The organism is Fibrobacter sp. UWEL (genome assembly GCF_900142535.1).
Taxonomy (GTDB): Bacteria; Fibrobacterota; Fibrobacteria; order Fibrobacterales; family Fibrobacteraceae; genus Fibrobacter.
Genome location: NZ_FRBE01000024.1, coordinates 16004 through 30076, shown reverse-complemented (window position 1 = coordinate 30076; position 14073 = coordinate 16004). Strand labels below are relative to the sequence as shown.

The window sequence follows — 14073 nt, the reverse complement described above, 5'->3', positions numbered from 1 at the left end:
TCCTAGCCAGCCACTTCTTCAAGAGCGAGCAAGTCGCCGCGCTTGAACAAGCTCAGCACCTGGGAACCAAAGTTGTAGTAGGAAATTTCGTTCTGACCGTTATGGGAGGTAAAGTAGTTGTAACCGGCAGAGGCGGGAATTGCAACCACCAGACCTGCGACGGTGGTGATCAAAGCCATAGCGATACCCGGAGCCACCACGGAAAGGTCTGCAGAACCATGCTGACCGATCTGGAAGAAGGCAACCATGATGCCCCACACCGTACCCAACAGACCGAAGAAGGGGGCCAGGTTGGAGCTGGTGGCAAGGAAGCTCAAGTAGCGGTCTTCGGAAAGGCGCAGGCCTTCGATGGAACGCTGGATGGTATCTTCCAGCAGGGACGCGCGGTGCTGGATGGAATCGTAACTCACAAAGTTACTGAACTTGGAGGCTTCTTTAAGCACTTCGTCCGTCAGGCGGCGCAGGGCGCTTTCGTCGGCGGATTCGCACAGACTCTGAAGTTCCACGAACTGCTGCACATTGCTGAACTTGCGGAAAAACACCACATTTGCGCGCTGGTTTTTCTTGTTCACCACGTACTTCACGATAATGATGCCCCAGCAACCCAGAGACATGATCGCTAAAATGGAGAGAACCACAATCGTTGCGATATCCGACTGGGTAATCATTTGAAGCAGAGGAACAGAGTTGTTCAAGATAGCCTCCCTTTGAAACTACGTAACTTATTGACAGACAACAAGATAAAAACTTTTTCCGCAAAATTTTTAAACATTGCACACACAATGTACAAAAACGGCGCCAAAACGCCCAGTTCAAATTTTGCCATACAAAAATAGCCCCAAAAAGGGGCTTCGGGACACAAGGTCCAGTATATTTAACAAACTAATGGTTTATTTTACAAATCCCGCCATCAGGCAAGAATTTCTAGTCCACGATGTAGGTCTTGAAAGCACAGACGTAAGATCCGTCCTTCAACTTGGCGGCCACTTCGTACTTGGCGATTTCATTCTTCAGGAAGGTGACCTTACGGCTGTAGGAGGTTCCAGAAATGTCGGTAATGATCTCATCGGCATGCCCCATACGGAGAATGAAGATGGTATCGATTTCGGCAACGCCTGCGCTGTCAATTCCTGACAGAACAATCTTCAGGTTGGCATCCACCAGCACCTGACCGCTGGGAACCTTGATCATTTCCAGAGTGTCACGACCCAGGGAGTCCGTTTCCAGAATTTCACCCCCTTCGGAAGGCGGCAGGCTGACCACAAGACCAAGCTTATTCTTATGTTCGCGAGCAGCCTTTGCGGCATGCTTTGCAGGTGCAGTCTTTGCCTTGGAAACAGGTTCTACGGCCTTTTCTGCAGGAGTGACTTCGGGAGCCTGTTCAGCACCGCTCTTGACGTACTCCGTATTCCAGGTGTTGCACTTGACTTCCACAGAACCATCGCTACAGACTGCAAGGAAACGCTTCGGACCAGTTGCGTTTTCATCCCAGGTAAAGGTACGTTCATAAATGCCGGACTCGGGAACCTTGTCCGTTACACCCATGACAGTCACATAGACGCCCGGAGTGAGCTTAGCCTTCAGGGTGACAGAAGGTCTGAAAACCTTAGAGGGAAGAGAAACCGGCTCGAACTTTAGGTTTTCGCCAAACTTGTTCTTTTCTGCCACATAGGCGGCGTCGAAAGCCTGCAGGGATTTCTTCAGATCGGCAAGGTTCTTTAAGCCACCTGCCTTGGCCATGCTGTCCAGGGCTGCAAACAAGGCGGGAGAACCAGAGGATTCCAGCTTGATGGTCATGGATTCACCAGACTTGGTCACCAGGATGGTTTCGTTTTCCTTAATAGCGGAGGTTTCGCCCTTAATATCCTTCACGTCCACCAGGCCTTCCTTGAGAGAAGCCACCAGCTGGCCGTCCAGGCTACCCACAAACCCTGCCGTACCGCGGATCGATGCAGTTGCTGTACCCGTACCGAAGTTGTACTGCCTCTTTTTCTGCTTCTGGACATCGAACTGGATGTTACCGTTACGGATAAACACATTCACTTCGCCTCGGACAGAGTCACGGAAGGCGGCATTAAATTCTACGTCGGATTTTTCGGAAATGAGGAAGACGGTACCGTCAAAGTTATTGAGGACCACTTCCGATTCTGCGGCAGTACGAACGCGGTCGTTATCGCGAACCATCTGCCCCACACGAAGATTCTTCCATTTTTCGTCCAGAGCCTTGCGCAACTCGGCAGTACCCAAGGAGCTACGGACCTTCGCCTCAAATGCTGCGGCACTTTTTGCGGCATTGGCGGGGGTCATACTTGTCTTGACGGTTTCCTGAGCGGATTCCTTGCAGGCGACAAATGCAAGGGAAAGGCTAATCAAAAAAATGAGGTGCTTTCTAATCATGACAAATCTCTTTGGCGTAAAAGATAACAACAGAAAATCCAGATTCAAGCAAATCCACTAAAATAATCGGTACACTATGCCCCACATCACACGGATGAAAGGCATTCTAAAAGAAAATATCCCTTAAAAAAGGAAAAAGAATGAATGTAAAGTAAAATAAACTAGAATTCCAGTTCAAGTTGGAGGGACTTGGGATGGAAACTCATGCGATGCTCGGGAGTATACCCCTGTTTTTTAATCGCTTCCAGATGGGCCTTGGTACCATACCCCGCGTGCTTGTCAAAGCCATAGCCGGGATACTTCTTTTCCAGGTCGTCCATATAGCGGTCTCGGAAAACTTTCGCCAGGATGGAGGCGGCCGAAATGCTGGCGACGCGACCATCCCCCTTCACTACGGGAAGTTGGATTTCCTGAGGGATCCCGCGAATCTTGAGATTTCCGTCCACAGCGATCAAGACCGCGGGCTGCTGCGGGTCGGCGGCGGGACTCGTCAGGAGGGCGGCATCGGCGAAACTGCCTTTTACCTCAATAGGAATCTGGGGCGCAGTTTCTTTAATTCCAGGCAGGCCTAGGGCCTGCAGGGCACGGCGCATCGCGAGGAAGTCCGCTTCCAGAATGTTTATTTCGTCAATTTCTTGAACGCTGGCACTGGCGATGGCGTAACATACGCAGGCGTCTTTCACCGCCTGGTACATAGTCTCACGCTTTGGGCGGGTCAGCTTCTTGGAATCGTTCAGAGTCAAGAGGGCATCGGGTGACTTCAGGACGGCGGCGCAGGCCACCACGGGGCCTGCCAGTGGGCCACGGCCCACTTCGTCGATTCCCACGACGATCGCCGCCGGTGCGTGGTTGCGCATGGCAACCTCACCATCAACAGGCGATTCAATCCCCTCTAAAAACTCTGGAACCTTAAACTTCATGACAGATACGAGATACGAGTTATGAGATATGAGATATGAGATATGAGTTATGAGTTCGTAATTCATAATTCGTAACTCATAACTAGCATTTAGCCTCTGGATGTTATGGTCTCGCCGTATTCTTTGATGACACGCCAGAACAAATCATGTTCCTGAACCAGGACGCGGGCAGCCAGTTCGGCAGCAGTATCGCCATCCATCACGGGAACCTTCACCTGGCCCAGGATGCGACCGGTGTCCACTTCCTCGGAAACCAAGTGTACCGTGGGGCCAGATTCCTTTTCGCCAGCAGCAAGGACTGCTTCGTGAACATGAATCCCGAAGTAACCTTTACCGCCAAACTTCGGCAACAAGGACGGGTGGATGTTCAGAACGCGATCCGGCATGCGCTTCAGGACACACAGGGGCAGCACCTTCATGTAACCCGCCAGAATCAGCAGGTCCACATCATACTTGTCCAGCACTTCCAGCAGGGCAGCCTCGTAGGCTTCCTGTTCAGGATGAGTCTTTCCAGAAATATGATGGACAGGAATGCCATAAGTCTTGGCATGTCCCACAGCTCCGCAGCCAGCGTTATTGGTAATCAGGAACTTGCACTGGGCTTCCAGATCACCTTCGCCAATACGGTCAATAATTGCTTTAAAGTTGCTTCCACCGCCGGAAGCCATAACGCCTATTTTTAACATGGGCGCAAAGATAAAAAAATTCTATACTAAAGGCAGAAAAGTACGCCTAAAACAACCATCATTGCAGCAACATAGTTCAAGGTGAAATCCCCAAAAGTACTGCGACGCTGTAACAAGATATTTTTTTTGTCCACTGTAGCTCCAAATAACCACATCCCAAACGGCACCACCCGTTCTTCAGCTGCAAAGTTAGAAACCCGCCCTCAATTACCAAAGTGACAGGAATCACACCCCCTATATGCTGTGGTGAACATCACAACACTATACAACACCCCGAAAAAAAAAGCCGCCGGAATCAATCCAGCAGCCTTTCCTGCGAAGATCGGAGTGGAAGCTCCGCTTCCCTCCGACGAGCAAGGCAAGGTAAACAAGAGCGAAGCTCTTGAGAAGCCGTAGCCTTGCGACGGGGGCTTGGGGGCAGAGCCCCCAACATCATAATTTCCAGACGGGTTCTTCGGAGACCTTTTCTGCGATGACTTCGGGAGTACCTTCAGCCACAGCAGCGTTGGATTCTTCCGGAAGCCAAGGCTTGTCCAGACCCTTTTCCCAGCTTACAGTGGGGTTCGGATCGATGGAAACGTCAACCACCGGCAGGCCCAGGATTTCGCGGGCGCGGTTCAAGGCAGCATCAATGTTACCCAGGGCATTTTCTTCGCCAAGCTGCTTCAGCACGCCTGCGCGGGTCAGAGCGACCACCGGCTGGGCATGCACACCAGACAGCAGCAACTGAGTGCCATCCTTCTTGCAGTGATTCATCAGGTCTTCAATCATGTTGATACCTGCGGCGTCAATGCTGGAAACAGAACGCATACGAATGATGAGAATCTTGGGCTTTACAGCAATGCGGTTCAGAGTTTCCTTGAACTTGTCTACAGCGCCGAAGAACAGGGAACCAGCCAGTTCGTAAACCACAACACCCTTGGGAACCTGACGGGCAAGTTCATTGCGAGCAGCTTCTTCATCGTCAGCCTTGAGAGCAGTAGTAACAGCTTCCACTTCAGCCACATCAGACATACGCTTGATGAACAGCACTGCAGCAAGCAACACACCCACTTCGATAGCAACAGTCAGGTCGATGATCACGGTCAGGAAGAAAGCCACCAGCATGACGATCACGTCGCTCTTGGGAAGCTTGAACATCTTGATCACAGCGCGGTAGCCGCACATATTGAAAGCCACCTGGAAGAGCACTGCAGCAAGAGCTGCCATAGGAATCATTTCGGCATACTTGCCCAGCACCAGCATGATGAGGAGCAGCACAACAGCGTGAACAAGACCGGAAATCGGGGAAACAGCACCGTTACGAATGTTGGTAGCAGTACGGGCAATTGCGCCAGTAGCAGGAATACCGCCAAACACGGGAGAAAGAAGGTTAGCCACACCCTGACCGAAAAGTTCGGTGTTGGAGCGATGCTTGGTAGAAGTCATACCGTCGGCAACCACTGCAGAAAGCAAGGATTCGATAGCACCGAGAATAGCGATAGTCAAAGCCGGCTGGAACACTTCACGCATCATGGCCAAGCTAATGTTCGGGAGGTGCGGAGTGGGGAAACCGGAAGGAATGTGATTCTTCATACCGATGGTCACAACGCCGTGACCGGAAACGGGATCGTCCCAGCCAAGAACCTTCACGATGACGGTAGCAACGATAATAGCAATGAGGGAGCCCGGAACCTTAGTGGTAATCTTGGGCCACAGAATGCAGACAGCCAGAGCGATAATACCGATGATGACGGAGTAGATGTTGACGGTATCGAAGGAAGATGCATAAAGCTTGATCTTGCCGATAGCGTCTGCAGGGTCCTTAGCCAGGAACTTCAAGCCAAAGAAGTTGGGAACCTGACCCAGGGCGATAATCACGGCGATACCAGCGGTAAAGCCCACAGTCACCGGATAAGGAATGAACTTGATGATGGCGCCGAACTTTGCAAGGCCAAAGATAATCAGGATGATACCGGCCAGGAGAGTTGCGGAAGCCAGGCCATCGTAACCATACTGGCTCACGATGCCGTAGACAATCACGATGAAGGCGCCAGTGGGACCGCCAATCTGGAAGCGAGAACCACCCAGCAAGCTGATGGTAAAGCCAGCGATGATGGCAGTGTAAAGACCCTGTTCAGGACCCACACCGGAAGCGATAGCGAAGGCAATTGCCAGAGGCAATGCTAGGATGCCCACGATTACGCCGGACATCAAGTCGCTTACGAGATTTTGCTTGGTATAACCCCTCTTGATGGACTTGACCAGTTCGGGGGTGACAGTTGCTACAGATTCAGCCAGGAATTTCTTGACGGATTCTTTTGCATTAATGTTAGACATTTGGCGTCTCCGTTCTTAAAAGCGCGCGCCAAATTTAAAAAAATCCCCCTTTCTTGTTAAGGGGGAAAATTTTGAGCTTTTTAAGGCAGGATCCCCGATCAGGTCGGGGATGACACATTAAAGGAGTCCCTTGCGGGCGGCCCTCAGGAGGCCCTTCACCTGCTTTTTGTCCATCTGGGGGACTTCGGCGTCCCTTTCACGACGGGACTTGGGAGCGCAATCTTCACAGAGATGCTTGACCACGGTGCCATAGCTAGCAGCGCCATTGGAAACGGTAGTTTCCTTGCTGCGGAAAGAGCGGAGCAGTTTTTCCTGCTTGCACTTATCGCAAATACCCATCTTGGGAGCGGCGGGTTCGCGGGGAGCGCGTTCCTTCTTGGGAGCTTCGCTGGTCTGGTCCCAGGCACGGCTCTGGGCTGCAAGTTTACGCTGGAAATGATCGTCTGTTAAGCTCATGATAACTCCTTACTTTAATTCTTTCAAAATGCATTCCTGTAGGAACAGGGCCAGAAGGGTATTGCACAGGGAGGTAGGCTTGCCTTCCTCCGTGTAGATGCTGCGGCCAAACTTGCCTCTTTCCACCTGCTTCTCTTTATATATATCGGCGTAGGCGGCAAAATCGAAAACATTCACGCGGTCTTTTTCCTGCAAGCCGCGGATCAGATCGTTGAGGCAAGCCACCTGGTTTCGAGCATTGGGCAACATGTCTTCTGGAATGGTCAAGAGATGAACCGGGGACGAGGTTTTGTTCAAAACGTCATCCACGAACTGGCTGTACTGCTCAAATACTAGCTTATAGTCAGCCCCACCCCTATTTAAATCCTTTAGCCCAAGCCCCAGGACGATACGACCAGGCTTCTTTCCAATCACATCCGTAGATACGCGGGTTCTTAGCTGGGCCAATGTCTGGGAAACGGGGGCATTGATGGAAAACTGGACCGGGCGATTGGCCTCAAGGCACAAAATAAGCTCAGCGCAGCGGTGAGCAGCCTCACCCTGGTCGCCAAAAAGTTCATCGCCTATAATAAGAGTACGGTTTTCCACTGACTATAATCTACACACTTGTAGAGTGTTTGACCACAGTCAATTCCCAAAAACCTTCTTTTTTCACTCTTTTTTCAACAATATGGCCATCTGCCACCAGGGAACCCGGCACATTTTCGATAGGAGACCCCTCGTCCAGATAGATAGTCATGTGATAACCTTCGGGGAGTCCGGCCATGACCAGCCTGCTGCGGGCGGAGTTCCGCGGGCATACCACGCCACGGAGGTCCAGGACCTTCGGGAGCTCCCGCTCTAGTCCCTCGGGAAGAGGCAAAGTCTTGACGGATTCGCAAAAACCGGCTATTTCATCCAGATGGTCCTGGTCTTCCAGCCACTGCCCCAGGGGAAACTGGGGCAAATTCGCCGAAACCACCCAGGAAAGCGCCTGTTCAGGGGGAACCACCGTGCCAGAGCCCTTCAAAAACCATTCGGCACAGGCAAAAGACAGCAATTTCCGTAAAGCCCCCTGAAAAGAAGGGGAATTTTGATTGGCTTTGAGCCATCGGACGATAGGACTGTCAGAATTTTGATTTTGTGCCATTTTTATTACAATGTTGGTCATTTTTAGCCAAAAATGAAACATAGGGCTCATTTTAGGTAAAAATTACGGGATAAATGTAGCAAAGTTCCTGTAGCGTTTCTATATTTGGCGCCAAGCTTTGTAAAAAGCACCAATTTAAATAGGTTATACGGTTATATGGCAATCAGTACAATCCTACTGGACATCATGTTCGCAGTCTATGTGATTGCGGGTGTTGGTCTCGTTATCTACGGTTTCAGCTGTTACTACAGTATCTACTTGTTCCTCAAGAACAGCCGTACCACACGCCTTTCCGACCGCAAGAAGATCTTGCAGTTCTATCGCGAACACAGCATGGCGGACCTGCCTCAGGTCACCACCCAGCTTCCCGTCTTTAACGAAGCTAACTGTGTCGAACGTCTCCTTGAGGCTGTATGCGCCATAGATTACCCCAAGGACAAGCACGAAATCCAGGTGCTGGACGACTCTACCGACGAATGCTACGAAGTGGCCAAGAAGAAGGTGGAAGAACTGCAGGCTCAGGGTTACGACATCAAGCTGATCCACCGCGTGAACCGCCAGGAATTCAAGGCCGGCGCCCTTAAGGAAGCCATGGCCATCGCCAAGGGCGATTTCCTTGCCATTTTCGATGCCGACTTCGTACCCGAAAAGGACTTCCTCCTGAAGACCATCCCCTACCTGGTCATGGACGAACAGATTGGTCTGGTCCAGGGCCGCTGGGGTCACTTGAACCGCACCGAATCCGGTCTTACTCTTGCTCAGTCCATCGGTATCGACGGCCACTTCGTGGTGGAACAGTCCGCACGTAGCTGGGGCAAGCTCTTTATGAACTTCAACGGTACCGCAGGTGTCTGGCGCAAGCAGGCCATCTATGGCGGTGGCGGCTGGGAAGGCGATACCCTGACCGAAGACATGGACCTTTCTTACCGTTCCCAGCTTGCTGGTTGGAAGATGAAGTTCGTGTTCGACGTGATCGTCCCTGCAGAACTTCCCAACGATATCAACTCCTTCAAGGCACAGCAGTTCCGCTGGGCAAAGGGTTCTATCCAGACCGCAAAGAAGATCCTCCCCCGCGTTCTCAAGGCAAACGTTCCTTTCCGCGTGAAGATCGGTGCAATCCTTCATACCACCCACTATTCCATCCACCCCTGCATGTTGTTCACTGCACTGTGTGCATGGCCTCTGTTGGCATTCTTCCAGCCCGTAGCTAACCTGCCGGTCTGGGCTTACACTGTTGGCTTTACTTTCATTTTCCTGGCTGCAATTGCTCCTTCTGTTCTTTACTTCGTTGCACAGCGCTGCTCCGGCTATACTGGTTGGAAGGTTCGCCTGCTGAGCATGCCCATCCTCATGGCTCTGGGCGTAGGTATCGCAGTGAGCAACACCAAGGCAGTATTCGCTGCAGTGACCGGACATAAGAGCGGCTTCGTCCGCACCCCCAAGAGCGGTGTGGGCCAGAAGAAGAAGGCAACCAGCCACTACAAGCAGAAGTTCCCCTGGCAGGCAGTTCTCGAACTGGGCGTGGGCGTCTACTGTATTTTCGGTTTGCTGGAATACATCGGCGCACAGAAGTTCATTATCGGACCGTTCCTGGCACTTTATTCCATCGGCTTCCTCTCTGTGGGTGTTTTGAGCTTCATGCATTACCTGGGCAACCTGGTGGAAGTTCACAAGGCTCGCAAGGATGAAAACCACCATGTGGAAGGCGTGGACTTAGGTAAGTAACAGACCTTAAAGATGAGATTAAAGAGACGCAGGATACTGCGTCTCTTTTTTTATGTGATTGTAGAGCGGGTGCATACTAAATGGCTTTTTAGGGCGCGTTAGTAGGTATCCAATTTTTTATTTGTTTGGGTTGGTGCATACTAAAAGCGCTTGGAGGCCTGTTTAGTATGCATCAAATTGGCCGAGGGCGGCTAACCGGATGGGAAAATCCTTAAATTACAACTTCCAAACTCGCCGCCATACCTACTAAATCCTTTGCGAGGGGTGTTTAGTATGCATGCACATTTTTCGGTGTGGAAAGAGGTACCTACTAAACTGTGCTTTTGATGCGTTTAGTATGTATCCTCCTGAAAAAGAGCTGTTTTATTCTGCCAGCATCTTCACGTATTGCGCAACTTGATGAAGTGAAAGTGTAGTCCTGCCGTTTTCAAATGTGGCCAGGAAGTTATCCCCCAGTCTATACCCGTTGGCGGCGAACAACCCGATTTTCTGGAGGGTTTCATTGGCGTAATCGGGATCGTCCATAATGCCGAAATGCTCCCAGATGATTTCTTTTCGAGTGCGGACATTGAGGCAAGTAAAGTCGGGATGAAACTTGATGTGTCGTGGTGTTTCAAAGATGACGGGGGCTTCGTACCGGAAGGGAACTCCCGCTTTTGATAGCTTGTTGGCAATAATCATCTCAGACTTGGAACGAACGCGGATTCCTTTATCCGTAAAGTATTCGTTATGCTCATTGTGGAAGGAAAGTCCTTCGTAGGGAACATCGCACCATCTTTTCACATACTCTTCATCGGGATATCTGATAGGATTCAAAATTTGTTTCCGCCCGGGGTTTAGAGTGCTAAAAGCCTGATCGTATTTTTCGGGATGGTAGCTATTCAGAAAAGATTGAAGCGTCTTGACGTCTCGCTTCATCAAGTCGATGACTTTCTGATTGTAGTCAAATTGAGCGATGGTCGCTGCTTTTGAAATCTGTTTTGCGTGAAGGTAAATTCCGTTGGAGTTATCTCCCTTAGGAATGACGTAATATTGGAAAGAATTTTTCTTCTGGAGAATGCGAAGTCTTTCTGTAACTTTCTTGGCGCAAGCCCCTTCTAAGATAGGTAAGACTGCTTCGAGTTCTTGAAGACGTTTGGTCGCGGCTTCTACAATATTATCTGTAGAGAGTGTGCTGACCGCGTTGCGTGTTGATTTCTTTTGAATAGGTTTGACTTTCTTTTTCATGGTGGGCTTATTATAGATTTGATTTTTTGAAAAGACAAGAGTTTGTCTGTAACAGCTTTCATTTTGTCAACAGTTGTTTGCAAAATTTTTTGTATTGGCTTTCGTTACTTGACGAACGGGGACGGGGGAATGTAGATTTGCTAGGTACATGGCTTTTGCTGTGGTTGATATATCCAGGTGTTTTCTGCAGTATTGATGCAAGAAAGCGATTGCAATTCATTCTTCGAATTTTATGCTCATTGATTTGTTCATGGACAGGCGTGTGCCTGTTCCTTGCCGCTTGATGACTTGGGAATACTGCACCACTTTTGATGGGGAGCCCTCGGCCAGCAAAGTGCTGGAAGAATTCTTGCGTGAAATGCCTCGCCGGGTCGAACTTGCGGGAGGATCGCTTCTTGTGAAAATGTGGCCCATGGTTTCCTTCAACGCGACGGAGGGGCGTTTGTGGCGATATTTGGTGGCGCTGCCTTCGTCAATGAATGGTGGGCTATTGCTGGATTCCGGTGCGCGCAAATCGGAGCGACTTTTGCCGGAACAAATCAGTTTGGCGGCTCTGGCGAACAAGTTCCTGATGGAACAGCAAAATGGCAATAGCGGGAATTGTGTTTTCTGGGCGTTGCATTCGGATTTGCTTTATCTTCTGGTGTATTTTGAAGGTCGGCTTTGCCACTGGTCCGAGGAGCTGGGATATGTCGCGATGTCAAGTGGCGCGGGGGATTGCGTCAGGAGTTTGGTGGATGATCGCTTGGCGCGTTTCCGGAAGTTTCTGGAACAGGACAGTCTTTTTTCAAGAGCAGAACATTTTGATGTAGTCGAGTTGCAGGTGGATTCGTCAGGCTTTTCTCTGGAGCAGTTCCGCGACGCTTCTCGCGATCCGTTCTTTCGCGGGATGGATCTGAAGGAGGCCGCAGGCGATTCCCTTTTCCCCTTGGGGCCGGGCCGCAAATGGCCGCACCGCGGGCTGCTGCACCGCTTGCCGCACCGCAGGAGGCTGCAGGTGGTTGCCGCATCGCTGGCTTTATTCGTCTTCGCTCTGGTCTTTTTCGTCGCGTCAATTCTCGGGATGCCATTGGATGGCTTCGGGACTCCCGCAGAAATTCCAGACGCAATCGCCGTGGAGTTGGACTTGCCCCCGATGGAAGAAACCGTCGAGGAGCCGCAGGCATCCATCAAGGAACTGCATGCATTTTCTCTCGGGCGCGTGCAGGTTGGACCCGCTAGGAATGCTGGGCGCGCGCGGGGTGGACTCGCTCCCAGTTGCGTCCCGCCTTCCATAAAACTTCGAGGAATCGCTGGCGAAAAACTTGCCATCGCGGAAGTGAACGGTCGGACAGAAACCTTGTCTCTAGGCGATTCCCTGGCCGCGTCCAATGGCGCATTCGTAATTAGCGGAATCACCCGCGATCACCTGATTCTCAAGTGCCGCGGGAAAACTTTTGAGGTTTCCTCCCCATGATGGCCCTGGTGCTCACGGTGCTTTTGTCGGCGACGCTCCTTGCATTTAGTTTGTTGCAATTGCCTGGCGGCGTACGGCGCCTGGTGAACCGCTACCAGCAAGACTTGGCGGGTGTGTACCTGGGAGAGTCTGCGATTGTCGCCTGGATGGAACAATTTCCTGCGGACTATTTTGCGGAGGCGCCTTGGAACCTGCGGTTGCCCGCGGTCCAGGAGGAAGGCGGCTTCCCCTGGCTGAAGGTTTCTGCGGCCGCCTGCACTGCATGTGAACGCGGCGCATCCGACGAACGCGGGAGAACATCAGGATGCGAATCGTCCCGGCGGGTTGTAGCGCAAGTTGGCTCCACGTTTCGCACCCTGAGCCGCGACGAATTGCGGGAGGTGGCGGACCAGCTGGAGGCAAACCTCAATCGCGAAATCCTGGGCCGCTCCAATCTGAAAGTCAAGTCCGGCAGCCGGCGTTTCACAGGACGCGGCGAGAGCTTCGCCATGAATGTCTCCGCAGGTGATGTGACGCTAGGATTTGACGGGAACGTAGGATCCGTGAACATCAAATGCGATGGGGATGTAAACGTGAGGGGCGCTGCCCGATATGACACGCTACGGCTTTACGCCTCGGGCAATATCGTCTTGACGGGGGAGGTGAACGCACGACATCTGGAAGTATACAGCAGGGGCAACATCGAGTTGTCTCGGGCGGTTTCGTTTTCCGGCATTATGTATTCGTCCGGCGGCATCACCCTTCGGGGCATGAACAGCAGGCTATCTCGCCGCAGGACAAGTCCCGCAGACTGCGTCGACACCACAGGTCCCATACATCTCATCTCCGTCGCTCCCACAGTTCTTCGGGAAAATCATCAGGATGTTTCAGCCCGTCGGGATGCGACACTCGAGTCCGCCGCTCCCCTCGGGTGTTTACTTCCCGCGATCGTGGGCGGCAAGAAAGTTTCCATCCAGTGGAGTCTAGAATGAAACGTCCCGCCGGTTCGCCGCACTCGTCTAGAGGTTTCACCCTGATGGAAGTTTTTGTTGCTTCCGCGGTTCTGTCCATCGGGGTGGCCGCCCTCAGTTCTATCTACGTCAACTTCAACAACCAGCGACGTCTCGAAATACAAGCGGTGGACGCTTACATATGTTCCGTCTCCGCTATGGAACAACTCCTCCAGACGCCGCCCCTCTGTGGACTACCCTCTGTGAAAATTTCCGGACGCGTCCCTAGCGGGAACGTTTCGTCGGGCGGCGTCCCCAGCGGGATTGTTTCGTCGGGTGACGTCCCCAGCGGGAATGTTTCGTCGGGTGGCGTCCCCACGAACCGTCCCTGCACGGAGACGACCGTCTTGCTGTCTCCTATTCCCGGCGTAAGCCGTCTAACTATCGCTGCCATCCCGATGGCTCATGATGTAACCCTCCGGAGGCTGCTGACATGCAAATAAACCCGCGGGCGGATCTCCTCTTGAAATCAAATGCAGCCAGAGGCTTTACCTTGATGGAGCTTCTTATCGCGATGGTTCTTGCGGGCTTACTGACAGGAACCGCGCTTGCTTTCTGGCAGGGCACTCACTCCACCCACCACCATCTGGTTAAAACCTACCTGCTGGATACAGAAACCCTCATTGACGAAATGCGCCAAGTTCATCCCTACGGACCAGACCGCCGTCGACGCAACCTCCCGCAGTAACCCGCCATTCCCTGCGGTAACCCGAAATCAACCTGCGGTAACCCGCAAACTCCCGCACTTATCCGCAACATTTTTGAGCCT

The 14073-nt window shown here is 51.9% G+C and carries 14 protein-coding genes; 5 read left to right on the top strand and 9 right to left on the bottom strand.

All coding sequences use genetic code 11. The annotated features are described in order from the left end of the window. Window positions 1-2 precede the first annotated feature (2 nt). From BUB59_RS12885 to BUB59_RS12850, 8 genes are all read right to left on the bottom strand, one after another. The gene (locus BUB59_RS12885) at window positions 3-695 is read right to left on the bottom strand and encodes a MotA/TolQ/ExbB proton channel family protein (protein WP_200778839.1); all 693 of its coding nucleotides are present in this window, start codon (window positions 693-695) and stop codon (window positions 3-5) included. A 229-nt stretch (window positions 696-924) separates the two neighbouring features. After that, on the bottom strand, window positions 925-2397 hold the full coding sequence (locus BUB59_RS12880; protein ID WP_073230632.1) for a FecR domain-containing protein: 1473 nt from the start codon (window positions 2395-2397) through the stop codon (window positions 925-927). 161 nt (window positions 2398-2558) lie between these two features. Beyond that, entirely contained in the window at window positions 2559-3317 is a 759-nt protein-coding gene (locus BUB59_RS12875) for a ribonuclease HII (RefSeq protein WP_073230630.1), read from the bottom strand. 89 nt (window positions 3318-3406) lie between these two features. Next, window positions 3407-4003, bottom strand: a complete 597-nt coding sequence (purN, locus tag BUB59_RS12870; protein ID WP_073230628.1) for a phosphoribosylglycinamide formyltransferase — start codon at window positions 4001-4003, stop codon at window positions 3407-3409. A gap of 432 nt (window positions 4004-4435) precedes the next feature. Continuing rightward, window positions 4436-6322, bottom strand: coding sequence for a SulP family inorganic anion transporter (locus BUB59_RS12865; RefSeq protein WP_073230625.1), 1887 nt, complete (start codon window positions 6320-6322; stop codon window positions 4436-4438). A 117-nt stretch (window positions 6323-6439) separates the two neighbouring features. After that, window positions 6440-6778, bottom strand: a complete 339-nt coding sequence (locus tag BUB59_RS12860) for a hypothetical protein (RefSeq protein WP_073230623.1) — start codon at window positions 6776-6778, stop codon at window positions 6440-6442. A 9-nt stretch (window positions 6779-6787) separates the two neighbouring features. Continuing rightward, window positions 6788-7366 carry an SGNH/GDSL hydrolase family protein gene (locus BUB59_RS12855; RefSeq protein ID WP_073230621.1) on the bottom strand — a complete coding sequence of 193 codons (579 nt, stop codon included), beginning with the start codon at window positions 7364-7366 and terminating at the stop codon, window positions 6788-6790. 10 nt (window positions 7367-7376) lie between these two features. Further along, window positions 7377-7817: a sulfurtransferase TusA family protein gene (locus BUB59_RS12850; RefSeq protein ID WP_234980055.1), complete on the bottom strand. Its 441-nt coding sequence runs from the start codon at window positions 7815-7817 to the stop codon at window positions 7377-7379. Window positions 7818-8063: 246 nt separating this feature from the next. Between BUB59_RS12850 and BUB59_RS12845 the strand changes: the two genes are divergently transcribed. Next, window positions 8064-9632 (top strand): glycosyltransferase, encoded by a 1569-nt coding sequence (locus tag BUB59_RS12845; RefSeq protein ID WP_234980054.1) that lies wholly within the window; start codon window positions 8064-8066, stop codon window positions 9630-9632. A 363-nt stretch (window positions 9633-9995) separates the two neighbouring features. Here the strand turns inward: BUB59_RS12845 and BUB59_RS12840 are convergent, their stop codons facing one another. Next, the gene (locus BUB59_RS12840) at window positions 9996-10859 is read right to left on the bottom strand and encodes a PDDEXK family nuclease (RefSeq protein WP_073230618.1); all 864 of its coding nucleotides are present in this window, start codon (window positions 10857-10859) and stop codon (window positions 9996-9998) included. A gap of 232 nt (window positions 10860-11091) precedes the next feature. On the opposite strand from BUB59_RS12840, the gene BUB59_RS12835 reads away from it, so the two are divergent. From BUB59_RS12835 to BUB59_RS12820, 4 genes are read left to right on the top strand one after another with little or no spacing between them, the layout of a single operon-like run. Further along, window positions 11092-12315: a hypothetical protein gene (locus BUB59_RS12835; protein WP_073230616.1), complete on the top strand. Its 1224-nt coding sequence runs from the start codon at window positions 11092-11094 to the stop codon at window positions 12313-12315. Continuing rightward, window positions 12312-13286 (top strand): hypothetical protein, encoded by a 975-nt coding sequence (locus BUB59_RS15420; RefSeq protein ID WP_073230614.1) that lies wholly within the window; start codon window positions 12312-12314, stop codon window positions 13284-13286. The genes BUB59_RS12835 and BUB59_RS15420 overlap by 4 nt, the downstream gene beginning before the upstream one ends. Continuing rightward, on the top strand, window positions 13283-13747 hold the full coding sequence (locus tag BUB59_RS12825; RefSeq protein WP_073230612.1) for a type IV pilus modification PilV family protein: 465 nt from the start codon (window positions 13283-13285) through the stop codon (window positions 13745-13747). Before BUB59_RS15420 ends, BUB59_RS12825 begins: the two co-directional genes overlap by 4 nt. After that, complete coding sequence (locus BUB59_RS12820; RefSeq protein WP_073230610.1) at window positions 13738-13992, top strand: PilW family protein; 255 nt, start codon at window positions 13738-13740, stop codon at window positions 13990-13992. The genes BUB59_RS12825 and BUB59_RS12820 overlap by 10 nt, the downstream gene beginning before the upstream one ends. Window positions 13993-14073: the final 81 nt, after the last annotated feature.